Below are 22,694 nucleotides of genomic sequence, written 5' to 3' on the forward strand. Positions count from 1 at the left end.
TCTGCTTGCGGTTTTGTCTGCGATTCAGTGACCAGGAAGCCGTCCTTAAGCGTGAAAATCCGCTGCATTTGTTCAGCCACCTTGTATTCATGAGTAACGACAATAAAAGTCGTCTTCATCGTCCGGTTCAGGTTCAGCAGAATGCTGATAATCTCCTCCTCGGTCTTGGAATCCAGATTCCCCGTCGGTTCATCGGCGAAGATGACCGACGGCTCTGTGATCAGCGACCGGGCGATACTGACCCGCTGCTGCTGGCCTCCGGAGAGCTGCGAGGGGAAGAGATCCGCCTTGTCGGGGATTCCCACCTGCTCCAGCAGCGCCAGCGCCTTGGCCTTGCGGGCCCTGGGAGAGACTGACTGGAAGACCAGCGGCAGCTCCACGTTCTCGCGGACCGTCAGGCTGGTAATCAGCTCATATGCCTGAAAGATAAATCCGATATTCTTGCGGCGGAACTCGGCCAGCTTATTCTCGCCCATCTTCACAATGTCCTGATCAGCAATGTAGATATGACCTTCCGTGGGCTTCATCAAGCCGGCCATCAGGTTGAGAAGCGTGGACTTCCCGGAACCTGAACTGCCCAGCAGGGCAACCATTTCTCCTTTTTTGACGGCAAAATTGATTTTATGAAGAACGGAGGTCCATTCATTACCGCTTTTGTACGAATGCGTAATATCTTCAACACGCAACATGGAAGCTGCTCCTTTTTTTAAATATAAGAATGGTTTAGTTGAGCGGATGAAGATTATTCCTCTGTCTTGTTCGGAACCACATTAGTGACCCCAAAGGCTTGGCTGCCCAGCATTAGCCGTTCGCCCTGGAACTCATCATAGAAGGTTAACTTATAAGCGCCGCCGTCCATCGTCTTATACACAGGTCTGCTGAGGGAGAAGGAATACTGGTTGTTCGTCCCTTCAATCAGGTCTGTGCCCAGTGTAAGGACCTTCTCGGTAGCGATGCCGAACGGATCGGTAATCTGCAGAATCAGCTTATGCTCAAGAACGCCTGCATCATATAGATTATCCTTCCTCAGGCTGTAGTTCATAGTAATGTCCAGGGTATCCGAAGACTTCATCCGCTTGCCTTCAGAGGTGATAACAGAAATTGTATAAGGATATAATGCCGTTGATTCCAGCGTATTCTTCGGTACGTTAGCCTGCGGATTCAGCTGAAGTGCTGCCACATTGACGAATCCGGTGGCTTCCTCCTTGGCCTCGATCAGCTTACCCTCTTTGATACCGGAACCGAGGTAGAGTGAGACATCCGCGAGGTCCGTAGCCTTAGGCACCTTGGCCCACAGGACCACGAGCTGCTTGGCACCCGGAGACGCGCTGTTCTCCGACTGGCTGGTGCCCGCTTCGAAATACTGGCCGTCCTTGGTCTTATAGTAAGCCTGGAGACGGGCCATTTTGCTCTGTCTTTTCTCCTCACTGCTCAGATAGAGCTCTGTGTACACCAGATTGTGACTCTCCCCTTGATAGATCGTTGTCCGGTTCTCCTGTACACTGGCGGTTTTGCCTTTGCCGCTAATGGTGTAGCTCTTGCCCTTCTCGATGGTCGGAATACTGTTAATCGAGTTGTTGACGCTGACATCCAGGAACGGAACGGTCTCTGAATTCTGTGTGCCGTTCAGGGCAATCCGCATATTCTGAAACTCTGAGGTATAGGCGATTTTGCCGAGTACATACAGATCCGCCGACTTCCCTGGCGCAAGGACAGAAGAATCCTTATTGTCCATATACAGCTCTGTAGTCACGGGCAGGTTTTCTTTATCCAGCTTAATGGTTCCCTTCAGCTCAGGCAGCGTAAGAGACACGTTCTGGGTATTGGTGATTCTCAGTCTGGCAGCTACGATATCATCATCTCTCCAAGGATAACGCTGCAGAGACTCTATACTGTACGAGAACGAACCGTATGAATTCGTGGTCATATACTCCTGGCCGGTCGTTACCTCCGTACGCAGGGCATAAGGAATGACGAAATAGGCTACCGGGAAAACCATTTTGGCAGTCGGTGTTGCAGGAGGCGAAGTGGACGGCGTTCCGGTATTCCCGGTATTTCCGGTTGTCTCGCCGGTTCCGCTCGGTTCAGGCATACTTGAGCTCTCTGCGCCTACGGATTCGATCATCATAAGCTGCAATCCGGATTGATCGACTTCAAGCGGTACGCGAACCGTAAGCGGTACAATTTTGGTCTCTAGCGGCTTGAGGGTTACTCCGCTTACACCTTTGGCATTCACCGGAAAAACCTTGCCCTTCACCGATTTGACCGCCAGGTCGTAGCTTGGCAGGGTTACCGCCTTGTTGCCGGTATTCTTAAGCTGCATCTGGAACGTCCATACCGCATCTGCATCCTGTGCGTACACATTGGCATTGCGGAGCAGCGTGTCTACCGTGTTGTTATTGACTACAATCTTTTTGACTACCCCGCTGCCCACTACCAGATTAGGCGAGCTTGCTGCGGGCAGCTTATAAGAAGATTTAGCCAGCTCCAGCTTCGTGGTCTCGTCCCTCTGCGTGAATTGCAGCTTCATATTATCTGTTTTGAGATAGGCCGGGATTTCCGTAATATAATAAATGCTCCGTTTCTCCTGCGGCTGAATCTTGTAATCCGCCTGGGTACCGCTCAGCGCCAGCTCGAAGGAGGTGCCGCTCGCAGATACCAGATACGCCGAATAGCCCGGATCACTGAGGACTTTATTGCCCTTGTTGGTCAGACTGACCCCTACTTTGGCATAGACCTTGCCGCTGTATTTGTAGAGCTGGAGGGAGTCTGCACTGGCCGCGACGGGAATGTCGTTCATGACTGTACTTAGGCTTGTTCCAACTGCAGCCGTAGTTGAATAATTAGCGGGCACTCCAAAAGATCCCGTCTGCTTCAGATACCCCTTCGTCTTGGCATCCCAGACCAGCATCGAGATTTTGATCCCCTGCAAGGAGGAGGTTTGTCCCACATTTACATAATAGGTCACGCTAAGGCTTTCTTTGGCGCCGACCTTCTTCTTCAGGGCGTCCGCACCTAAGGGATTACCCGGAAGCACTGATCCTCCCGGAGTGACCACACGTGAGAAATAATGCATCAGACTCGCGCTTGAATTGCCGGAATTCGTATATTTAAGTGTGTATGACAATATGTTTCCGCTGGACTGGCTCCATATGTTGATATTCTCCAGTACTGCGGTCACTCCGGCACCCATGGGAACGGAATTGAACTTGAATGCCGCCGGAGCGGATACTGCGGGGGCCTTCGCCGCCGGGGCTGCATGTGCAGCAGGCGCAGTGATACTGCCAGCCACCTGGCCGGCAACGAGTGAACTCACCAGCAATGCAGCATATGTAACTCTATACTTTCTCATTTATTTCCCTCCAGATGTATTTACTAGCAATAGTATAGTTGCTTGGCGCGTGGAATTTGTATCCACTTTGTAACCCTTTGTATCCATTTGTAACTTTCTGTCACCTAACCAAGGCTATCGCGGCGTGAACTCTGCCATAAATGTAACAAACTTTCTTAATACTTGGTCCTAAAAAGGCTTGATTCTATGAGTTGAAGGAACGTCTGTATTGGTTCGGCGGCATCCCTTCCAGCTGTCTGAACACCTTGATGAAATAGCTGGATTGTTGAAAGCCGCTCTGCAGCGCAATTTGCGCAACGGACAGCTTGGTGGAAGCCAGCAGCAGCTTCGCCCGGGCCATCCGGCAATCGCTCAAATACCGGTTCGGCGTCTTGCCCATAATGCTGCGGAACAGGCGGAGAAAATGGTAGCTGCTATAACCGGCAAGTCTGGCCATAGACTCCAGCGTCCAGGGCCGCTCACACTCACTATAGATCCTGTCGGCGGTAAGCCGGATGGAATGCCGGATCTCCAGCGGAACGGAGCCGTGGAGCGGCTCGGAGTTCTGCATCAGCGTAACCAGAATCTCATAGAGCAGTGTGGAGAGGCGCGGTTCACTCCGGGTCTCATAGCCTGCACTGAGCCGGTACATTTCCTCGAAGAGCGCTTCATAACCGGTGCCGGGATCGAAGGTGAAGAAGTAGCCGCGTGACTGATCCGCCTCCTCCAGCATAGGCAGAGGCATCGCCGTGGCGAAGTGCATCCAGCGCACATCCCAGGCGGCGCCGGGATCAGAACCATACTGCTGATAAGCCCCTCTGGGAAAAAGAAAGCCGCTGCCCCGCCTCATGGATATCCGCTCCCCTCCCTGAAATACATACCCTTCTCCCCCGAAAACCATGTGGAGATTATAGCTGTTCAGGAACCCCTCGCTTCTGCGCTCTGCATGCTCCGGGAAGTCGCTGTAATGCCCCAGCATCTCCGGATAACATACATAGTGGGCATAAGCAGGCTGCGGCAGAACCCAGTGTTTTCTCATGTGAATCTCCTCCTGCCCTGCGTTGAATCAAGCACGCAATATAATGATATAATAGCAATATTCTGTTATATAAGTGGATACACTGCTGATAATACAATAGATTGGTAGCTAAATTAAAGCATATTTTTACACTTGGAGGTTAAGATGAAGAAACCTGTTGCAGCAGAACGATTTGAACTGGGCGTCTGCTATTATCCCGAGCACTGGCCTGAATCCATGTGGGCTGACGATTACCGGCGTATGGTTGAAACCGGATTCACCATTGTTCGTCTGGCTGAGTTCGCCTGGTCCATTTTTGAACCGGAGGAAGGCGTGTTTCAATACGATCTGTTTGACCGTGCGGTCGACATGGCACACAGCTACGGGCTGAAGGTTATTCTGGGAACGCCTACGGCTACTCCGCCTGCCTGGCTTACAGAGAAGTATCCTGAGGCCTTGAATGTTACTTATGAAGGTGTGACGCTACAGCACGGCATGCGCCGCCATTACAACTACAGCAGTCCCAAATACCGTGAGCTCTGTGCCCGGATTGTAACGAAGCTTGCTGAACATTACGGCAATCATCCCGGCGTCGTGGGCTGGCAGATTGACAACGAGCTGAACTGTGAGATCAATGTATTCTACTCGGAGAGCGATCATCAGGCCTTCCGCCTCTGGCTGCAGGAGAAGTACGCCACCTTGGACAAGCTTAATCAGGCTTGGGGCACGGTGTTCTGGAATCAGACCTATACGAGCTGGTCACAGGTCTGCCTCACCCGGCCTACTCCTTCACCGAATCAGCCGAATCCGCACCAGGCTCTGGATGAGAAGCGCTTCATCTCTGATAACACCATCCATTTCGCCAAAATCCAGGCAGATATCCTCCGGGAATTGGCCCCTAACCAGTGGGTTACCACGAACGGGCTGTTCGGACATCTGGACAGCCATGAGCTGAATGACGAGCTGCTGGATTTCTTCAGCTATGACTCGTATCCGCAGTTCTCCACCATCGGTTTCGATCCGTCTGAGGTGAACCCGATGCTTGACCGCGGCTGGGGACTGTCCCTGTCGGCAGTACGTTCGGTCAGCAGCAATTTCTGTGTCATGGAGCAGCAATCCGGTCCGGGGGGATGGGTCAACCGGCTGGACATGCCTTCACCGAAGCCGGGACAGATGCGGCTGTGGACCTACCAGTCGGTCGCCCACGGCGCTGACATGCTGCTCTATTTCCGCTGGCGGACCGCCACCATGGGCAATGAGATCTATTGGCACGGCTTGAACGACTACCATAACCAGCCTAACCGGCGGGTAAGAGAAGCGGAGCAGATCGGCCGCGAGCTGGCAAGCATCGGGCAGCAGTTCATCGGCAGCCGGACTCAGGCGAACGTTGCTATCGTGCGTGATTATGACAATGAGTGGGACGGGGAATATGATGTCTGGCATGGCCCGTTCATGTGGCAGAGCAACAAGGAATGGTTCAAGGCTCTGCAGCGGAAGCATATTCCGAATGACGTTCTGTACCTGCGCAGCCATACAACCCTTGCAGAGCTTGCCCGTTATGAAGTGCTGGTCTACCCGCATCCGGCGATTATGACCGATGATACGGCGGCCCTGCTGGACCAGTATGTGCAGCAAGGCGGGAAGCTGGTCTTCGGCTGCCGCACAGGCTACAAGGATATTACCGGACAATGCTACATGCGGCCTTTTCCCGGAGCGGCACAGGAGATGTGCGGGGTAACGGTTGAAGAATTCACGCTGGTCAAAGGAACACGCAAGCCTACCTCCATCCGCTGGAACCATGATCCTGAGGCGCTGACCGGTGCAGATGCCTTCAATGACATCCTGCATGTGGAAGAGGACAGTGTGGAGGTCATGGCAACCTATGCGACCGACTACTATGCCGGCAAACCGGCGGTAACCCGCAACACCCGGGGCCAAGGCGAAGTATGGTATTACGGCGCCGTGTTCAATGAACCTGCTGTGCTGCAGATGCTTGGCGGTCTGGGTCTGGTCTCGCCAGCCGCCGATTGGGCGGAGCTGCCGCCAGAGGTTGAACTTCAGATTCGTGCCACGGGGGAAGACGCCTCTTCCGGTGTCGCCTTCCTGCTCAACTACAGCGAAGAACCGGCACAGATTGTGCTTAAGACAGCCAAGACGGATCTCTTAAGCGGCCAGACCCTGTCGGGGAGCTATACGATGGAAGGGTTCGGCGTACTGGTCTTGAAATAACCATGAATCCAAAAGGGTTCCGCTGCCGCAGATCGCTCTGCGGACGGCGGAACCCTTTTTACAGTTACAGCTAATATTCCCTTGCAATTCGCTATGAATTATTAGATATTAATACAATGTATTTCTGTTCGTAGCGTACCATTTAGAGATAAGTGTATTCTGTGCAACTAAAAACAGTGACACGGAAGGCTTTCCTCTTCTGACTGTATTCTGTACAACTAAATCTGCCACGATGGGCGAAAATCAAGGTATAGGGGGCATTTAATTGCACGAAATACACCTAAATAGAGATTCAGCGGCATATAGGGCGATTTAGTTGTACAGATTGCAATTAAGCCTACTTATGCACTCTAATCGGGGCGCGAACTTAGGCTGATACGGCGCCCGTTGCCGACTTCTACTCTTACATTCAAGTTGCAGATTGTATTTCCTGCAATAGAAACCGCATTGCTGACCGTAAAATGAGATTCTATTGTATTTCATACCGTAGAATGTTGTGTTTTGGGTGAAAAACGGCCTTTTTTCAACATTCCATTGTACGGAATACAATAGATTCTATTTCGAAGCCTTTTTTACAGCATTCCATTGTACTAAATGCAGTTACTAGCGTTCCAGCGCCTACAGCAACCGAAGGACTGCTGCAGAAATGGGGCGCTGGCTCGTTAAGGTCTGATACCAGCCGTTATTCCATGACCCAGAAGGAGCATACCTATGAAGCCAGAATCCATTCATCAGGAGCCGCTATCCGGCGGCAGCCTGGTTACAGATAGCCCAAGTGTGCCGGAGAGCAGCGATACGTTCTGGCAAGGGGTCAAGGACTGCCTCCCCACTCTGCTCGGATACTTAAGCATCGGGTTCGCCGCAGGCGTTGTGGAGAAAACAGCGGGGCTGACCCTTGCCGAAATCGCCATGATCTCCATCATCCTGTACGCCGGTTCGGCCCAGTTCATTGCCGCTGGCATGATTGCCGCCGGGAGCAGCGCCTCCGGTATTGTCATTACGATTCTGCTGGTTAACCTGCGGCATCTGCTGTTAAGCGCAGCATTGTCGCCTTACTTCCGCCACCTGACCCCGCTGCGCAACCTGCTGATCGGCTCGCTGCTCACAGATGAGACCTTCGGCGTAGCCATTCAGAAGAGCGCCGCAAGGAAGCAGATCAGCGAGAGATGGATGCACGGCCTGAATATTACCGCTTATCTGAACTGGTTCCTGGCCAATATCGCCGGCGCTATTCTCGGTCAATGGATATCCAGTCCCGAGAAGTGGGGACTGGATTTCGCCTTGCCGGCTATGTTCATCGGGCTGCTGGTCCTGACCATTATGGGACGGCGCAAGTATAGACTGGATATCACTGTCGGCTTAGCGGCTGTTGTTGTTGCCGTACTCGTCTCTGTGCTGTGGTCGCCCAGCATGGGCGTCATAGCTGCTGCACTGGTAGCCTCAACGATTGGAGTCGTGATGGAACAATGGAAATAAGACTGGATATTGCTGTAATCATTCTCGGAGCCGCCCTCGTCACCTTCATTCCGCGTGTCCTTCCGCTGATGCTGCTGAGCCGGATCACGATCCCGGAATGGGGTATGCGCTGGCTAACCTATGTGCCGATTGCTGTCATGGCTGCACTGGTTGCCCAAGAGCTGCTCGTAACCGGCGGCAGGTTCGCAGCCCTGTCCACCAATGTTGAGCTAATCGCCGCCCTCCCCACCTTCTGGGTAGCCGTCAAGACCCGTAGCCTGCTGGCTACCGTATTGACCGGTATTGTGACACTGATGCTGCTGCGTCTGCTGTTCTGACCCTGTCCACCGGATACGCTGTACGATCACATTGAGGCTAAGGAATTAGCGCGCAGATAAGTAGTCACAGCTGCTGCTCCTTCCCAATATTCGCTGAACGTAATGATTCGGCTACAGCTTCAACTGCTCCTTAAGCGCTGCCGCCTCAGCGGCAGTAAGTTCAGGCAGCTCCTCCTCCGTATAGCGGGCCTTGTTATATAGGCCGAGCAGCCGGTCATTAACAGAGGCATCTCCGCCAGTGTGTTTGCTTGAGCGCTTCTGGCCTTGCGACCAGGCGGCTACATCGGCGGATGTCTCCTGCGGGGTCAGGTAGGGCTTCACCTCATACCCTTCCTCATGTCTGGCCCGCAGCCAGTGCCGGTAGAGCCAGCGGATACGCTCGCGGCTGCCGTCCATCACCTCCCAGCGGTCCCGGCGGCTGGCTGGTGTCAGCTTGGAACGCACGTATTGCCGGAAATCCTGGACCGTCTGCTCCCAGTTGAACAGGCTGGTCTCCTCATCCTGATACCCCGCAGCCGCAGGTGTGTCTCTGCGCAGCAGGGACAGCAGCCTGTCCATCGCTCTTCGCAGGATACCTCCTGTATTTCTGTACAACCAACGCAGAATAAAATACATCAGGGCAAGAATGGCTGCCGCACCCAGAATATAGAAGCCTATATTCAGAATCATCGACAACAAGCCAGGCTCCCCCGGCTCCGCTGCCGGCATGGGAGGGATGGCCTCAGGCAGAGCTTCTGCTGGCGGTGCCTCCTCGGAACCGGAGGATAACCGGCTGAGCCAGGCAAAGAATGCCCGTGTCATATTCCACAGCAGCATTCCAACCGCCCTACCGCCCCCCGCTGCAAGCAGTGCTGCCAGGATAATGAAGCCGATTACGAACATCCGGTTATGCCGCCGCAGTCCTTGAGGCAGATTTCCTGCACCTCCGTTCAAGGAGCTATAACGCAGGTGGGTGCTGTTCGTAGCGAGCAGTGCCAGGATCAGGCACAAGCTGCCGCTCCAGGTGAGCACCGGTGCACTCGGCTGGAGACCGGGGATGCGCGAGAAGGCAATCGAAGCGACAAAATACAGCATGATCCCGCTGATATACAGCCACAGCCGGTTCACCCGTGTGGCTGCTGTCATGCCAAGGAAGGCAGACACTGCCGCTCCGGCTGCCAGCGGAAGACCCATAAGTGTCAGCGTACCGGTTAACGCCGCTGATATAGCTCCGAGAACCAGCGCCGCGAGCAGCTGCTTCCAGCGGCGGTTGCACTTCTCCCGCAGCAGCACACCGGCTGCGGCCAGTACCGGCAGCAGATAGATCCAGCGCAGCGCCTCGGCCTCCGGCTGGAAATAAGTCTGGAGCACCAGCCATACCGGGAGCAGCAGCAGCCATTCGATGAAGGCTGCCATCCATATGGCGTAATTTTCTTTGAAGGCATCCGGGATTCGGGAAGTCATAGCTCACCGCCCCCTTCAGAAGGAATATCCAGCCACTCTACACCGTTTCCGAGGAAGCTTAAGCCTGAGGCTGCCAGCTGCAGCTCTGCCCCCCGGTGACAGGTAATGATCAGATAATCCTTATCTGCCTCACCCTTGTCCGCTTCAATCTCCATCAGCCTGCTCATCGGCACGGTCCGGTCCAGATTCAGTCTGGCCAGCAGGCCAAGGAACTCCTCGGTATGAACAATGGACCAGGTGTCCACCGAATCTCTCGCCCCGCTCCCCTCCAGTCTTCCATTGCTGAGCAGCCGGACCTCAATACCGTGGCTGATCGCATACTCGGCTACAGTTGCCGCATAGCGGATTCCCAGCTCTATTCGCTGCACATCGGTAACCGTTCTCCACATGGACTCACTCGTCTCCACGTTCAGGCAGATGACCAGCCGGGAATCGGCGGTGTAATCCTTTTGATGCACCTGCATACTTCCCGTCCGGGCTGTCGCCTTCCAGTTAATGCTCGCCAGAGAATCCCCGGCGCTGTATTCTCTTGTACCGGCGGTCAGGAACGGATCTTCGACAATCCAGCGCTTGACCGGCAGCTCTCCAAGCCAGCTGTGAACCGGCAACGGAAGGTCATGGAAACGCAGCAATCCGGGGTAGACCAGCAGCTCCAGATGAAGCGGGAAGGTCTTGGCGCTGCGGCTCAGTCCGAACAGATCGCCGGTAGTCATGGTTGCCGTCTCCAGGACGAACAGCCCCCGCTCCCTGCAAGTGATATGATGCCGCCGTTTGATCTGGCGGAAAGACCTCAGGAAGAACAGGCTGACATGATTCTGGGAAATCTCTCCGCTGCTGATGCCCAGATTCTCCTGGTTACCGAATTCAAGCCCCTTAGCTATGCTGGATTCCAGCCGCAGCCACGGCAGCGGCAGCAGCTTCTTGTTCATGATTTCCTCAACCATCTCTACCTGCTCACCCGCGTACACCGCTTTGGCAGAGAAGTAACGGGTATAGCTGACCTTCTTCAGCGCATTCCGGTCATAGACCAGCGAGATCAGGACCAGCAGGATGAAGGTGCTTGCAATGAACCACGGCAGCGACATGGATCACTCCACCCTTCCGCCTCTGGACAGGACAGCAGGTTCAGCCGGCACCTCAATTTCACGCAGTACCTGAAGCACTACCTCTGCCGACTGGCCTTCACGGACTCCGGGGCCGCGCTGAAGAATCAGCCGGTGCGCCAGCACAGGAACCGCAACCTCTTTGATATCATCCGGGATACAGTAGCTTCTGCCCTGGATCAGTGCGTATCCCTGCGAAGCGCGCAGCAAGGCGAAAGCTGCCCTGGGGCTTGCTCCCAGCCGGACCGCCGGGGAGGTACGGGTAGCCTCAACCACGCGCATCATATAAGCGAGCAGCTCGTCACTGATAGTAACCTCCGCAGCCAGACGTTGAATGTCCTGAATCTGCCGGGCCGTAGCCACCGCAGCGGTATCCTCCAGCGGGTTATTCTGACGGAATCTCTGGAGGATATGTATCCCTTCCTCAAATGTCGGATACCCGCTGGTAATCCGCATGAGGAACCGGTCCAGCTGCGCTTCCGGCAGCGGAAAGGTCCCCTGGCTGTCCACCGGATTCTGGGTAGCAATGACCAGGAACGGCCGCTCCAGCTCATGTGTCACGCCGTCAATCGTAATCTGCCGTTCCTCCATACACTCCAGCAGGCTTGACTGGGTGCGCGGCGTAGCCCGGTTGATCTCATCCGCAAGCAGAATGCTGGCAAACACCGGACCGGGGCGGAATTGAAATTCGCCGGTCTTCTGATTATAGTAATTGATACCGCTTAAGTCGGACGGCAGCAGGTCGGGCGTGAACTGAATCCGCTTGAACGTGCAGTCCAGGGAGCGGGCCAGTGTTTTGGCGAGCAGTGTCTTTCCGGTGCCGGGAACATCCTCCAGCAGCACATGGCCATTCGCCAGCAAGGCGGTCAGCAGCAGGTTCACGCCGCTCTCTTTGCCCACAATAACTTGTGCCAGATTACTTCGGATCGCTTCAATTAGAGCGGTTGCTTCTTGAAGATTCATGAATAATAACACCATCCTATTCCAGAAAAAGGTATGTACATATAAACTAATCATACCAGAAAGCGCCTACATAATATAATAGCGGAAATTGCAGCCCTGGCTTATGCCTGCGGCTGCCGCTTCTTCCGGAGCATTAACACAAAGAAATAGTACATCGGAATAAACTCTACAATCAGCCACACAAGGGCCGTATTGAAGGAGTAATAGTCGTGATCATACCGGGCCAGATTTCTGGAATAGAGATAGGCAATCGTCACAGAGCAGACTGTCAGGCCGGGAATCAGCAGCTTCTTCGCTCTCTGGCCGGTAAGATAGGCAGCACATTTACTCGCTACATAGATCAGAAATGAACTGTGAATGAACATAGAAGCGGACCAGATGCCGATCAGCAGGGGATCCGAATTGCCCAGAAGCTCGTTGTTGGACGAGCTGCGGACGAGCTGCAGATAGGGGAACGCCAGCTCTTTGCCCAGATAGGCTCCGAAATTCAGCAAGGTCATCACCCAGCCCAGCAGAATCGTCAGCATCACGCACATGCCTCCAAGGGCCAGCTTTTTCATGGTGCTCTTGCTGATTTTGAGCTCCGGGGCAACAAACAGGAACACCACCCATTCCCCCAGCCAGGACATGACGGTTAACGAGTCCTTGAACGCGATAAACGGATCATGGTAATGGAGAAACGCCGGGAGAATGGCGTAATTGGCATGCTGGATGAACAGATAGATGCTCAGCATCGTCGAAGCTACGAAAATAAGCGATATGCCGTCAGACATATACACTATAGAGGTGACTCCGAGATGAGCCGTGTACATAATGACCAGTCCTATAAGAAGCTGGATAAGCAGCGGCGGTGTTCCGCGCAGATAGTTAGATCCGAAGAACAGGACAAAATTCTCGATATCATACGAAGCATAGTAGACACACCAGCATAAGAGGAGGAGAACTATCATCCGGTGCACCCATTTCCCCGTAATTTCCTCGCCGCTAACCACCCAGCCTGCCCCGGCCTTCAGCTTCCCGATCTGAACGGTGAAGAACAGCGGAATCAGCGCCAGGGCATAGCCGGCCAGAATTCCGATCCACCCCTGATAGCCGGAGGATTCAATGAGGCCGGGAACCAGAAACATGGTGCTCTGGGAGCCCAGATATACGATAGAGAACCTGGTGATTTGCCATTTCGTTGTCTGCATACTGTTTTTCTTCCCCTTATTTTTCTGAACCGAAATCCTCGATAACGAATTTCGCTGTCACCTTAATCCGGGCTTCCGAGGTATAGTAGTCTTTCCAACGCTCACGCAGCTTTCTCCACTCTGCCGGATCATTCCATTCCACCAGCATACCCAATTGCAGCACATCCACACCCTCCTGCCGAATACGGTCTAGGGCGGCTGTGATTTCTCCGGCCACCTTCTGTTCAAGCTTGCTCAGAAGCAGGGAGCTGAGCTTGTTCGCATCGCGGTGCTCCGAATCCTTGAAGTAGGTGATGCTGGCATGTCCTTTTATTTTCACATGAAACAACGGACCTTCGGGGGTCATGCTTACTGAGGAAGCTGCGGTGTTCCTGAGGAAGATGGCATTTGCAGCTCCTGTGCCGTCATCATCCCAGTCTATCGAATATACCGGAAACGCGATGTGGCCGGCGAGATTCCCCGCAGCCCAGGCCAAGGCTCTGCCCTCACTGACATTCATCAGACCTCTCATCTTCATCTCCTGGAACAGCATTACACCGCCGACCCCAACCCAGTACTCCTCCTTCTTCTCAGTGTTGTCGCTCTTTAGTCCAAAAGATAAATAATCCATCGCATACCCCATATGCGAGGCCTCCGAGAGCATGCAGTCTCTGATCGTAGTGCTGAACAGGAGGTTTTCTTGGGCAATGTTGCTGAGTACCTGATCCGGTAACTGTTCGAAGATCGGAGACAATTTGGGAATCTCGCTGGCTTTGCCGGGTGCAGCCATGATGAAGGTTCCCAGGGGGATCTCCGGTTGCCTTTTGAACCATTCAAGCATTTCCCCAATGCCTTCCCTGGCGTACTCCTTCCCCACGACCACAATCTTGATATGGGAAATCTCAATCTTTCGGGACAGATCCTTCTGAATCAGGATTACTGCTTCCGGTATAGTCTGTGCTGTCTTGGTGATCATCGAATAAGCCTTGCCGTCAGACGCGCCGCTCCCTCCCTGGGCCCCTGACATCAGCCGGTTCGGCAGCGGCGAACTGATTGTGACTTCAACGGTACCCGGCTCCTTCCCTTTGTCGATGAATATTCCATAGATAAAGGTCAATTTATCAAGCTCCGTTTTGGACCAGCAGCCGGTCAGATTGAAGAGCAGCAGCAGTGCCATGCCCAGCTTGACGGCTCTCATGGCTTCTGCCTCCTTTTATTTTTGCTGTCGGTAAAAGAGCTGCTCCGCTTATTCATATACTGGGAGGGGACGCGAAACAGGGTATCTCTCCAGTCTTCCAAAACAAGCGGCGCCAGCGGCTGCAGGTAGGGTGAGCCGAAGGACCGGAGATGGGCCAAATGCCCATAGATCATAAATACCGCAATAAAGACGCCGATCAGTCCCAGGGTTCCGCCCAGAATGAGCAGCACAAAGCGCAGCAGCCTGAAGGTCAGTCCAAGCTCCAGATGCGGAATGATGTAAGAAGCGATCCCCGTAATGGACACTACAATGACCATCGGTGCCGAGACAATTCCCGCCTGGACCGCCGCCTGTCCGATAACGATACCACCGATAATGGAGACGGTCTGACCCACTGGCTTCGGAATACGGGTCCCGGCTTCACGCAGGGCTTCGAACGTAAGCTCCATAATCAGCGCCTCCGTCAGGGCAGTGAACGGGATATTCTCGCGGGCCGCAGCTATCGTTATCAGCAGATCAGAGGGAATGATCTGTGAGTGAAAGGTTGTAATGGCGACATATAATGACGGCAGTATCATCGAGATCAGCGAGAAAAAGAGGCGGACCAGCCGGATCCAGCTGCCTGCATAAAAGCTCTGGTAATAATCCTCGGAGGATTGCAGCAGCGCAAAAAAAGTAACCGGCGCCAACAGAGCAGACGGTGTGCCGTCCTGCAGAATGCCGACTCTGCCTTCCATGAGCGAGGCGGCGACAGAGTCAGGGCGTTCCGTATATTGATAGAGCGGAAAAGGGGAGAATTGCCCCCGGGACATATGCTCCGCCAGATAGCTGATGCCCAGAATCCCGTCTACATCGAGACTGCCCAGCTTCTGTTCCATTTCCGCCAGGATCTCCGGCTTGCAGAGCCCTTCGAGATAGACCAGATATACATCGGTCTTGGTATATTTGCCGATAGCGAAATGCTTGGTCTTCAGATCCGCATGCTTGATCTTGTGGCGCAGCAGCGACAGATTCGTCTGAATATCCTCAATAAAAGCTTCCTGCGGCCCGATGACCACCAGCTCGTTCTGTGATTCGGACACCGCCCTTTTCTGATAGTGGGCAATCTCAAAATAATACACATACGGCAAGCCTGCGATGCTGAGTACGGGATTCCCGCTGACGATCAGCTCCACTACCCGGCCGGGATGATAGGCCTTAATATAAGGTATAGCGAATGCAGATCCGTGATCCAGGCGCTCCATGAAATCCGGCCAGTGCGGCTCCGCATTGGCTTCTGCCTTCAGGGGCGTGGCGACAAATTCCTGCAGGCTAAGTGTATCTACGATGGAAGGAATATAGATCAGCATACAGGAATGCCCGTAGACATTAATAGACTGGTAGACCGCATCGCTGCAGTCTGTCAGCTGCTCCTTGATTAGCTCCAGCATATCCTGTTCAGGCAATCTGGGTGCCTCCTTCCGGTAATGGGGAATCTGCCTTAGTATTCCAGTTCATTCCTGGATTTATGCCCGGACATGCCACAAAGAAGCCGGATCACCGGCTCCTGCTTGTGAAACTGCCCATGCTGTCAGTTCTGGATAAAAGGCTTCAGCTTCTGCAGCAGCGCCTGCAATTGCTCTGAACAATTTGCGTACATTTGCTTCGCTGCTTTGTTCTTGGTGGACAGGCCGAACAGCTCCAGATCGGCTTCACATTTCTTCAGCAGCGCATACAGCTGAGGTTTATCCTGCGGCTGCGGCACCTTGACATTGTCAGCGTAGAGATCCACGGTAAGCTCACCGTAAGAGTCTACCTGTCCGAGGAAAACCTCCTTCACGGTCAGATTCAGCTTTTCCAGCTCGGTCTGCAGCCACTTCCGGGACAGATTCAGCGTATCCAGAGGCTCGTCCAGAATCTCACCATCCATAATCACAGCGAGCGTCTCCTTCTCCGGTGCAACCTTGATCCCCAGATCCTTCGGGGTGAAGGGCTGATTCTCCTTGGTCAAAAGCACGTTAATCGCACCATCCGATTCCATAATCGCAAATTCCACATCGGCCACCTTGAAGACATCCTTTTTGCGCAATTCCTCCAGCAGCTCGTCGACGCTCAGACGCTCTTTTTTCATATTATTCTCCAGAATCTTGCCGTCCTTAATCAGGACCGTCGATTTGAAGTCAATGAAATCCCGGGCCTTCTTGCTCTTAATTTGCAGATATTCGATGCCCAGCGAACAGGCAACCCAGACGCCTAAGGCAATCAGGCCCAGATGCCAGGTCTTATCCGTATCCAGCGAGATATACGCCGCCAAGCTCCCCACCGTAATTCCCGTAATGTATTCAAAAAAAGACAGCTGCGAAACCTGCCGTTTGCCGAGTATCTTGGTAAGAAAAAACATTACGACCACAGCGAATAAGGTCCGCAGGACAACTTCCAGCGCTTCAGGCATTCGAATAACCCCCTGTAATGTGATATTTCATGCTCTGTGTCGTCAGACATTCTGCTTCAGTATTTGTCAAACCAGGGGTGAATTAACCAAAAAAATTCGTGTCAGCTGATTATGCTCTCGTGAGGCTGGAGTGATTTTCCAGAATATGAGCTGCGGGAATGCAGATACTAGAATCCGTGGATGATGATCCATTTCTATGATATGGAGGAGGGTATACCGATGACTGTCGCCTCACAAGTCAAGACGTGCGTAGCATCGCTAAAAAGCGCCCAGGCCAGCCTGGAGCAATTCGCCATGGAGACTCAAAACGAGGAAGCCAAGACCCTGTTCACCCAAGCGGCCGAGCAGACCCAGCAGATTGTCACGCAGGTGGAAGGACGCGTAACCGAGCTGGAAAAGGAAGAACCGCAGTACCGGGGCTTCTAGCCCGGGCTGACCGATTGGAGTACAGGCTGATCTCGATGCAGCGCATTGTGCTGGGGAGATCAGCCTTTTTGCTGGCGACGGATGTTATTTTCACACCTTAACGGCATCCACTATCAGCGAGACAAAGCCTAACCTTCCCTCTGTATTGCGGTGGTCGAAGCGCCTGGAACGGTAGATAAACCCTCAGCTTTTCTTGAACCTGTTGGCCCACTCCTCTTCATTCAAAAGATTAAGCTCCGACTCCTCCGTATGCAGCCAACCCTGATTATGCCGACTTCCGTCGCTCCCAATCACAACTCTTAACCGCTCATCCATCAAGATCACCCCTTGTTCGTTACATCCACTATCTGTTATTTACTCTAGTCTTCATTGCACAGATCTGGAATACATCGATGTGAGGATAATATGGATTTATGTGACTTTCAATTTCACGATTATTATTCAGACTGTCATTGATAATGGTTATCATTTAAAATGAGAAGCAGACAGATAACGGAGGGGAATAACGCATCATGCACAACAGCAATCAATTATTACTTTGGGATCAGGCTGCAATTAGGCTGGTGGATATCCGGCAGATGGAGTTAGCACAAGGCGAAGCTCTTCCTGCGTTCATAATACCCGCCAATATATTCTTACTGTCGGTACAAGGAAGCGCACAAGTTCAGGTAGACCAGGCTGAATTTGCTTGCACAGGCTTTCAACTTTTACATAGCGGCAAAGGGGCGGCCCTAAGCATCGTTTCGGTTAACGATAAATTTATTTACTACATCATTTACTACAAAGCCTTGCTCCATGAAGCGAATCCTTTTCAATCGCAGTATTGCTTTAGCCCTGAGGCACCGCTTTTACTGTATAACAGAATTCAGCAGATGCATCAGAAATGGGACAAGCCGGAAGAGCGACTTCAGGTAAAAGCACTTTTTTACCAGTTCGTTCATCTGACGTTAAAGGAATTGCGCCTGCAAGAGCATAAGACCGAGGTCAGAACAACTTCTGTTGCAGTCCAGGTAATCACTTATATCCAGGAGTATTATGCGGAACCTATTACCTTAGATTCACTTGCCGAAGTATTCAATTTCAGTGCTTATCACTTGTCATCCTTATTTAAGGAGCATACAGGCATCAGTCCGATTGATTACTTAATCCGCTACCGGCTTGACCTTGCATCAGAGCTTCTAATGACAACTAATGCTTCTGTCGGGGAGATTGCGGCCAGCATCGGGTATCAAGACGTGTATTATTTCAGCAGGATTTATAAAAAACGAAAAGGTGTAGCCCCTGCTCATCATAGAAATAGAGAGCTGGAGCAGCACAAAGTTGCTGAAAGTCCATTAAACTTCCCCACATCCTCTATTTCTGAATATAGTGCGGATCTGTATATTAATAATGATAATCATTATCATAATACGGACAAAGGGGAAATACATATGTTTAAACCAACGAGATCTGTGGCCATGGCTGCTATCCTGCTGTGCGGCTCCCTGCTGCTCAGTGCTTGCTCCAACGGGACGAACACAGCAGCAAAGGATTCAAGCAGCGGGAATACTAACGTAAATCAAGCAACTCCGGCTGCCTCTGAAGAAAGTCCGAAGACACGGATCGTATCCACGCCAAGAGGAGATATTGAAGTACCCGCAGAGCCGGTAAAAGTGGCGGCAGACCAATATATGGGCCATTTATTGAAACTGGGCATTGTCCCCGTCGGGGCAAGAACGTTTATGCTCGACGAAGGCTGGATGGACAAGGCGGAGATTCCACAAGAAACACTCGAAAGAATCGAAGATCTGGGAGAATTCCCGATGAATCTGGAGAAATTGACCATGCTGGAGCCAGACCTCATTATCGGTTCCATCGAAGATTATGTTGACCAATATGAGAAGATCGGCACCACTGTTTTTCTGCCTTATTGGGAAGAGCTGTCAACGGCCGGACCGCTTGATAAATTCAGAAGAGTAGCCTCAATATTCGGAAAAGAACAGCAGGCAGAGGAATGGATTGCGGAATACGAACAGAAGGTTGTTGAAGCAAGGTTAAAGGTCTCTAACGTCATTAAAGAAGGCGAGACGGTATCCATCGTACAGTTTGCCGAAAAAACGGTTTATGTGTTAGCGGCAACGGGCGGAAATTATGGTTCCTCCACTATCTACGAAATGCTGCAGCTGCCTCCAACAGAAAGTGCCTTACATATGAAAGAGGGGTTCGAATCAATCTCGCTTGAGGTGCTTCCTGAATACTTAGGTGATTATATCTTTGTCTATAATGGCGATGCTGAGATTACAAACCAGGCAATGGAAAGTGATATATGGAAAAGTGTACCTGCCGTGAAGAATGGAAAAGTCTTCTTATACGGGGATAATTATCATGATGAATTTGTCATGGAGGACCCTTATTCTTTGGAGCAGCAGCTGGATACGGTTGTGAACTTGTTACTGGGGACAGATAAATAACCAGAATTGAGAAGACGGCGGTAAAAGAAAAGGCATGGGGCTTTCCCCATGCCTTTTTGCATTCCATTTTGCTTCCCCTGCTAAAATCTCCTACGCCTTACTCCCCGCAAGCTTAGCGCCCTCTATGAATTCGGCAATACTAAGCTTGCGGCCAGTCCGCGCACTCTCCAGAGCGCCCAGCACCATGGCCATGCTGTAGCGGTTATCGCGGCAATCCGTCTCGGCCGGACGGCCTTCTGCCAGCGAACGGAACATTTCATCGAGACAGCCCCGATGGAAGGTCTCCTCCATCTGTACCTCCGGCGCTTCGATCCGCTCGAATTCATGGAGGAACTGGCCGGAGTGTTCACTCCCGGCACTAATCACCTCGGCATAAGGCAGAACCTGGCCATCCCAGATAGCAGCGCCCTTTTCACCTTGAACCCGCCAAGAAGCTTCCCAGGACGTAGGCGCGCCTTCCGCACACCAGGAGCCTTGATAGCAGAACACGGAGCCGTCCGACATTTCAAAAATACAGACCGCCGCCGCATTCCCTGCATACCACGATCCCGGCGGATTGAACTCCTGGCAATACACACTTACCGGATCAGCGCCGCTGATATAGCGGGCTTGATCGAAGGTATGAATTGCCATATCCAGCAGCAGCGGGCTGTCCATCGCATCCCGGAAGCCGCCGAAATGCGGAGCCAGGAAGAAGTTCGCGCTGATAGAGCCTGTCCGCCCTATAACCCCTGAAGTGATTAGCTCCCGCAAAGAACGGATGCGCGGATCATACCGGCGGTTCTGCATCACCGCATGGCTCCTGCCGGTACGTTCAGCGATGCTGACGATCGAATTGCACTGCTCCATCGTCTCCGCCAGCGGCTTTTCCGCGAATACATGGCATCCGGCCTCAAGCGCGCTGCTGGCAATACTGTAATGGCTGGCCGGTACCGTCACATCAAATACCAGATTAGCTGCTGTATCCGCAATTGCCTGCTCCACTTCAGTAAATACCGGGCAAGTAAGCCCGTGCCTTTCTGCCATGGCCTGAGCGGACTCCCGCCGGATATCCACGAGTGCTACAATCTCTATTCCATCAGCATGCTTCAGTGCATAGGTGATCCATTCATTAGCCATAGCCCCGCAGCCCGCCACAACCACACGATGTTCTGCTGTCATAGCTTGTTCCTCCTGTTATACCGGGTTCGGGATGAAGCTGCCGCCCCGGCAGGTTTTGAGATAATTCAGTGCATGGACCTGACCGGTCATCTCCAGATCATCACGATAGACAGGGTCATGCCAGCCTTCAATATCGATCGTTCCCTTATAACCAGCCTGACGAAGAATCGAGATCACATCGGTCCAGTTCGTATCCCCGAAGCCCGGCGTCCGGTGCCACACATAAGGCTTGGGCCCGTGGATTCCGTATTCCTTGATAATATCCCAGGCGATGGTTGCGTCCTTGCCGTGGACATGGAAGATCTTGTCCGTCCATTTGCGCAGCTGCGGGATCGGGTCAATCAGCTGCACCATCTGGTGGCAGGGCTCCCATTCCAGGCCGAGATTATCGGCATTGACCGCGTTGAACATTTTCTCCCAGGCTGTTGGGTTATGCGCAATATTCCAGTCCCCTGCCCGCCAATTCCCATCCATCGAGCAATTCTCAAACGCGATCTTGACTCCGCGCTCCGCCGCCCGCTTCGACAGCTCACCGAACACCTCAGCGAACTTCGGAATCGACTCATCTATAGATACGCCGGGCAGACGTCCGGTGAAGCCGGAGACCAGATCGGTACCGAACAAATCGGCATGGTCGATCAGCCGTTCCCAGCTGGCTACCGTATCTGAATTATCGCCTGTCCCTGTAAGCGGATTCCCGAATATGCCGACTGAAGAAATTGTGAAATCATGCTCCGCAGCCAGTTCACGCACCCGTGCCGCTGTTTCTGCCAAATCAGTAGTCCCTGTAGTCTGCCAGAAGGTTAAGCTGAAGGATTCGAATCCATGTCCAATAATCTGCGGAATGACTCTGAGCGCATCCCCGCCTCCAACCAGTGTTCCGATTCTTAATGTATCCTGCATCTTGTATGCCACTCCAATATTGGTTTATAGTTAATGCAACATTCCTAGTATATCGCTCATTTTGGGCAAAATCTCTACTTATCTTGTGCTAAACTAGCTGAATCTTGCGGGAGTTGAACCAAGCATGAACTATCCGAAGGAACTCAAGGAATATCCAAGGCTGGAAGAGAAAACGTATCCGTTCCGTCTGTTCTTCAACACCTGCCGGGAGGTGTCGCCTGAACAGAACATCCTGTTTCTGCACTGGCATGAGCATTTCGAGATCATTATTATGCGCGAAGGCCAAGCTATTTTCCATGTGGATAGCAAGCCTTATGAGGCCGGTCCGGGGGATGTCCTTATGGTGCCGTCCGGCGGGCTTCATGTCGGCTATAGCCTGTGCAGCGGTGACCTGTCGTATGTCTCAATTGTGTTCCATGCCTCGCTGTTCAAGGACCGGAACCAGGATTCCCAGCATGAGCAATTCGTAGCCCCATACCTCAATAATCTGAATCAATTCCCGGTTATGCCTGCGGCCCAGCAGCCTGAATGCGCCGCGTATTATCATTTGCTGGAGCGGGTGATTGCCGAAGTGGAGGCGAAGCAGCCGGCTTTCCAGCTCGTGGTGAAGAATCAGCTGCACCTGTTCTTCACCCTGATGTCCCGGGCCTTCCCGGCCCGTCAGCGCAGCGAGCGGGAGCAGGGGGAACGGGGCGGCATCCACCGCGAACGCTTCAAGCCGCTGCTGGAACACCTGGAGAACCACACAGATCAGAAGATGTCGATTGAGGCTGCCGCCAGGTTTGTGAATCTGAACCCTTTTCATTTCTGCAAAACCTTCAAAAAGCTGACCGGGCGGACGTTCATCGATTATGTGAATTTCTGCAGAATGGATGAGGCACAGCGGCTGTTGCTTGAGACCAATCTGACGATTACCGAGATCTCAGGCCGGGTCGGCTGCGACAATCCGAATTACTTCACCAAGCTGTACAAGCAATACAAGGGTCTAACCCCTTCCCAGGCACGGAAACAAGGGTGAAAGAATGGAGCGCTACTGCTGACCATCCAGCCTATGTGGCGTGTACAGTCCAAATGTG

General features: G+C 52.8%; 17 protein-coding genes and 2 pseudogenes. 6 read left to right on the forward strand and 13 right to left on the reverse strand.

Annotation, left to right across the window (positions count from 1 at the left end):
* Window positions 1-20: 20 nt before the first annotated feature.
* From NSS64_RS13620 to NSS64_RS13630, 3 genes and pseudogenes are all read right to left on the reverse strand, one after another.
* A pseudogene (locus NSS64_RS13620) lies at window positions 21-689 on the reverse strand (ABC transporter ATP-binding protein); the annotation flags it as partial.
* Between the two features lie 53 nt (window positions 690-742).
* Window positions 743-3,352: a hypothetical protein gene (locus tag NSS64_RS13625; protein WP_340941000.1), complete on the reverse strand. Its 2,610-nt coding sequence runs from the start codon at window positions 3,350-3,352 to the stop codon at window positions 743-745.
* A gap of 184 nt (window positions 3,353-3,536) precedes the next feature.
* Window positions 3,537-4,370 carry a helix-turn-helix transcriptional regulator gene (locus NSS64_RS13630; protein ID WP_340941001.1) on the reverse strand — a complete coding sequence of 278 codons (834 nt, stop codon included), beginning with the start codon at window positions 4,368-4,370 and terminating at the stop codon, window positions 3,537-3,539.
* Between the two features lie 144 nt (window positions 4,371-4,514).
* Between NSS64_RS13630 and NSS64_RS13635 the strand changes: the two genes are divergently transcribed.
* The 3 genes from NSS64_RS13635 (at window position 4,515) to NSS64_RS13645 (ending at window position 8,371) form a co-directional block, all read left to right on the forward strand.
* A complete protein-coding gene (locus tag NSS64_RS13635) occupies window positions 4,515-6,578 on the forward strand; it encodes a beta-galactosidase (protein WP_341140462.1) in 2,064 nt (687 codons plus the stop codon).
* 711 nt (window positions 6,579-7,289) lie between these two features.
* The gene (locus tag NSS64_RS13640) at window positions 7,290-8,054 is read left to right on the forward strand and encodes an AzlC family ABC transporter permease (RefSeq protein WP_083684804.1); all 765 of its coding nucleotides are present in this window, start codon (window positions 7,290-7,292) and stop codon (window positions 8,052-8,054) included.
* Entirely contained in the window at window positions 8,045-8,371 is a 327-nt protein-coding gene (locus NSS64_RS13645) for an AzlD domain-containing protein (RefSeq protein WP_341140463.1), read from the forward strand. The genes NSS64_RS13640 and NSS64_RS13645 overlap by 10 nt, the downstream gene beginning before the upstream one ends.
* Window positions 8,372-8,482: 111 nt before the next feature.
* Here NSS64_RS13645 and NSS64_RS13650 read toward each other — a convergent pair whose 3' ends face one another.
* The 7 genes from NSS64_RS13650 to NSS64_RS13680 all read right to left on the reverse strand — a co-directional run bounded on the left by NSS64_RS13650 (window position 8,483) and on the right by NSS64_RS13680 (window position 16,678).
* Window positions 8,483-9,814 (reverse strand): hypothetical protein, encoded by a 1,332-nt coding sequence (locus NSS64_RS13650; protein WP_341140464.1) that lies wholly within the window; start codon window positions 9,812-9,814, stop codon window positions 8,483-8,485.
* Window positions 9,811-10,899 carry a DUF58 domain-containing protein gene (locus tag NSS64_RS13655; RefSeq protein ID WP_339256459.1) on the reverse strand — a complete coding sequence of 363 codons (1,089 nt, stop codon included), beginning with the start codon at window positions 10,897-10,899 and terminating at the stop codon, window positions 9,811-9,813. Before NSS64_RS13655 ends, NSS64_RS13650 begins: the two co-directional genes overlap by 4 nt.
* A 3-nt stretch (window positions 10,900-10,902) precedes the next feature.
* Window positions 10,903-11,880, reverse strand: a complete 978-nt coding sequence (locus tag NSS64_RS13660) for an AAA family ATPase (protein WP_339256457.1) — start codon at window positions 11,878-11,880, stop codon at window positions 10,903-10,905.
* A 101-nt stretch (window positions 11,881-11,981) separates the two neighbouring features.
* Window positions 11,982-13,070: a GerAB/ArcD/ProY family transporter gene (locus NSS64_RS13665; protein WP_339256455.1), complete on the reverse strand. Its 1,089-nt coding sequence runs from the start codon at window positions 13,068-13,070 to the stop codon at window positions 11,982-11,984.
* 16 nt (window positions 13,071-13,086) lie between these two features.
* On the reverse strand, window positions 13,087-14,247 hold the full coding sequence (locus tag NSS64_RS13670; protein WP_339256453.1) for a Ger(x)C family spore germination protein: 1,161 nt from the start codon (window positions 14,245-14,247) through the stop codon (window positions 13,087-13,089).
* On the reverse strand, window positions 14,244-15,677 hold the full coding sequence (locus NSS64_RS13675; protein WP_445322067.1) for a spore germination protein: 1,434 nt from the start codon (window positions 15,675-15,677) through the stop codon (window positions 14,244-14,246). Before NSS64_RS13675 ends, NSS64_RS13670 begins: the two co-directional genes overlap by 4 nt.
* Window positions 15,678-15,817: 140 nt before the next feature.
* Entirely contained in the window at window positions 15,818-16,678 is an 861-nt protein-coding gene (locus NSS64_RS13680; RefSeq protein WP_340941014.1) for a DUF421 domain-containing protein, read from the reverse strand.
* A 219-nt stretch (window positions 16,679-16,897) separates the two neighbouring features.
* Between NSS64_RS13680 and NSS64_RS13685 the strand changes: the two genes are divergently transcribed.
* Window positions 16,898-17,104 carry a DUF1657 domain-containing protein gene (locus NSS64_RS13685; protein WP_340941015.1) on the forward strand — a complete coding sequence of 69 codons (207 nt, stop codon included), beginning with the start codon at window positions 16,898-16,900 and terminating at the stop codon, window positions 17,102-17,104.
* Window positions 17,105-17,194: 90 nt separating this feature from the next.
* Here NSS64_RS13685 and NSS64_RS32765 read toward each other — a convergent pair.
* Window positions 17,195-17,287: pseudogene (locus NSS64_RS32765) on the reverse strand (class I SAM-dependent methyltransferase); the annotation flags it as partial.
* Between the two features lie 329 nt (window positions 17,288-17,616).
* On the opposite strand from NSS64_RS32765, the gene NSS64_RS13695 reads away from it, so the two are divergent.
* A complete protein-coding gene (locus NSS64_RS13695; protein ID WP_341140465.1) occupies window positions 17,617-19,554 on the forward strand; it encodes an AraC family transcriptional regulator in 1,938 nt (645 codons plus the stop codon).
* A gap of 90 nt (window positions 19,555-19,644) precedes the next feature.
* On the opposite strand, the gene NSS64_RS13700 is transcribed toward NSS64_RS13695, so the two are convergent.
* On the reverse strand, window positions 19,645-20,715 hold the full coding sequence (locus NSS64_RS13700) for a Gfo/Idh/MocA family protein (protein WP_341140466.1): 1,071 nt from the start codon (window positions 20,713-20,715) through the stop codon (window positions 19,645-19,647).
* Between the two features lie 15 nt (window positions 20,716-20,730).
* Complete coding sequence (locus tag NSS64_RS13705; RefSeq protein ID WP_341140467.1) at window positions 20,731-21,618, reverse strand: sugar phosphate isomerase/epimerase family protein; 888 nt, start codon at window positions 21,616-21,618, stop codon at window positions 20,731-20,733.
* Window positions 21,619-21,742: 124 nt separating this feature from the next.
* Here NSS64_RS13705 and NSS64_RS13710 point away from each other — a divergent pair, with 124 nt between their 5' ends.
* Window positions 21,743-22,636, forward strand: a complete 894-nt coding sequence (locus NSS64_RS13710; protein WP_341140468.1) for a helix-turn-helix domain-containing protein — start codon at window positions 21,743-21,745, stop codon at window positions 22,634-22,636.
* The last annotated feature ends 58 nt before the right edge of the window (window positions 22,637-22,694 follow it).

Origin of the sequence: Paenibacillus sp. FSL H8-0122, assembly GCF_038005345.1 — a bacterium.
Lineage (GTDB): Bacteria > Bacillota > Bacilli > Paenibacillales > Paenibacillaceae > Paenibacillus_AQ.

Coding starts and splice junctions, on each gene's coding strand:
- NSS64_RS13660 (WP_339256457.1), bottom strand. CDS start 11,880: ATGAATCTTCAAGAAGCAACCGCTCTAATTGAAGCGATCCGAAGTAAT.
- NSS64_RS13625 (WP_340941000.1), bottom strand. CDS start 3,352: ATGAGAAAGTATAGAGTTACATATGCTGCATTGCTGGTGAGTTCACTC.
- NSS64_RS13710 (WP_341140468.1), top strand. CDS start 21,743: ATGAACTATCCGAAGGAACTCAAGGAATATCCAAGGCTGGAAGAGAAA.
- NSS64_RS13670 (WP_339256453.1), bottom strand. CDS start 14,247: ATGAGAGCCGTCAAGCTGGGCATGGCACTGCTGCTGCTCTTCAATCTG.
- NSS64_RS13665 (WP_339256455.1), bottom strand. CDS start 13,070: ATGCAGACAACGAAATGGCAAATCACCAGGTTCTCTATCGTATATCTG.
- NSS64_RS13645 (WP_341140463.1), top strand. CDS start 8,045: ATGGAAATAAGACTGGATATTGCTGTAATCATTCTCGGAGCCGCCCTC.
- NSS64_RS13640 (WP_083684804.1), top strand. CDS start 7,290: ATGAAGCCAGAATCCATTCATCAGGAGCCGCTATCCGGCGGCAGCCTG.
- NSS64_RS13650 (WP_341140464.1), bottom strand. CDS start 9,814: ATGACTTCCCGAATCCCGGATGCCTTCAAAGAAAATTACGCCATATGG.
- NSS64_RS13675 (WP_445322067.1), bottom strand. CDS start 15,677: ATGCTGGAGCTAATCAAGGAGCAGCTGACAGACTGCAGCGATGCGGTC.
- NSS64_RS13705 (WP_341140467.1), bottom strand. CDS start 21,618: ATGCAGGATACATTAAGAATCGGAACACTGGTTGGAGGCGGGGATGCG.
- NSS64_RS13635 (WP_341140462.1), top strand. CDS start 4,515: ATGAAGAAACCTGTTGCAGCAGAACGATTTGAACTGGGCGTCTGCTAT.
- NSS64_RS13700 (WP_341140466.1), bottom strand. CDS start 20,715: ATGACAGCAGAACATCGTGTGGTTGTGGCGGGCTGCGGGGCTATGGCT.
- NSS64_RS13655 (WP_339256459.1), bottom strand. CDS start 10,899: ATGTCGCTGCCGTGGTTCATTGCAAGCACCTTCATCCTGCTGGTCCTG.
- NSS64_RS13695 (WP_341140465.1), top strand. CDS start 17,617: ATGCACAACAGCAATCAATTATTACTTTGGGATCAGGCTGCAATTAGG.
- NSS64_RS13630 (WP_340941001.1), bottom strand. CDS start 4,370: ATGAGAAAACACTGGGTTCTGCCGCAGCCTGCTTATGCCCACTATGTA.
- NSS64_RS13685 (WP_340941015.1), top strand. CDS start 16,898: ATGACTGTCGCCTCACAAGTCAAGACGTGCGTAGCATCGCTAAAAAGC.
- NSS64_RS13680 (WP_340941014.1), bottom strand. CDS start 16,678: ATGCCTGAAGCGCTGGAAGTTGTCCTGCGGACCTTATTCGCTGTGGTC.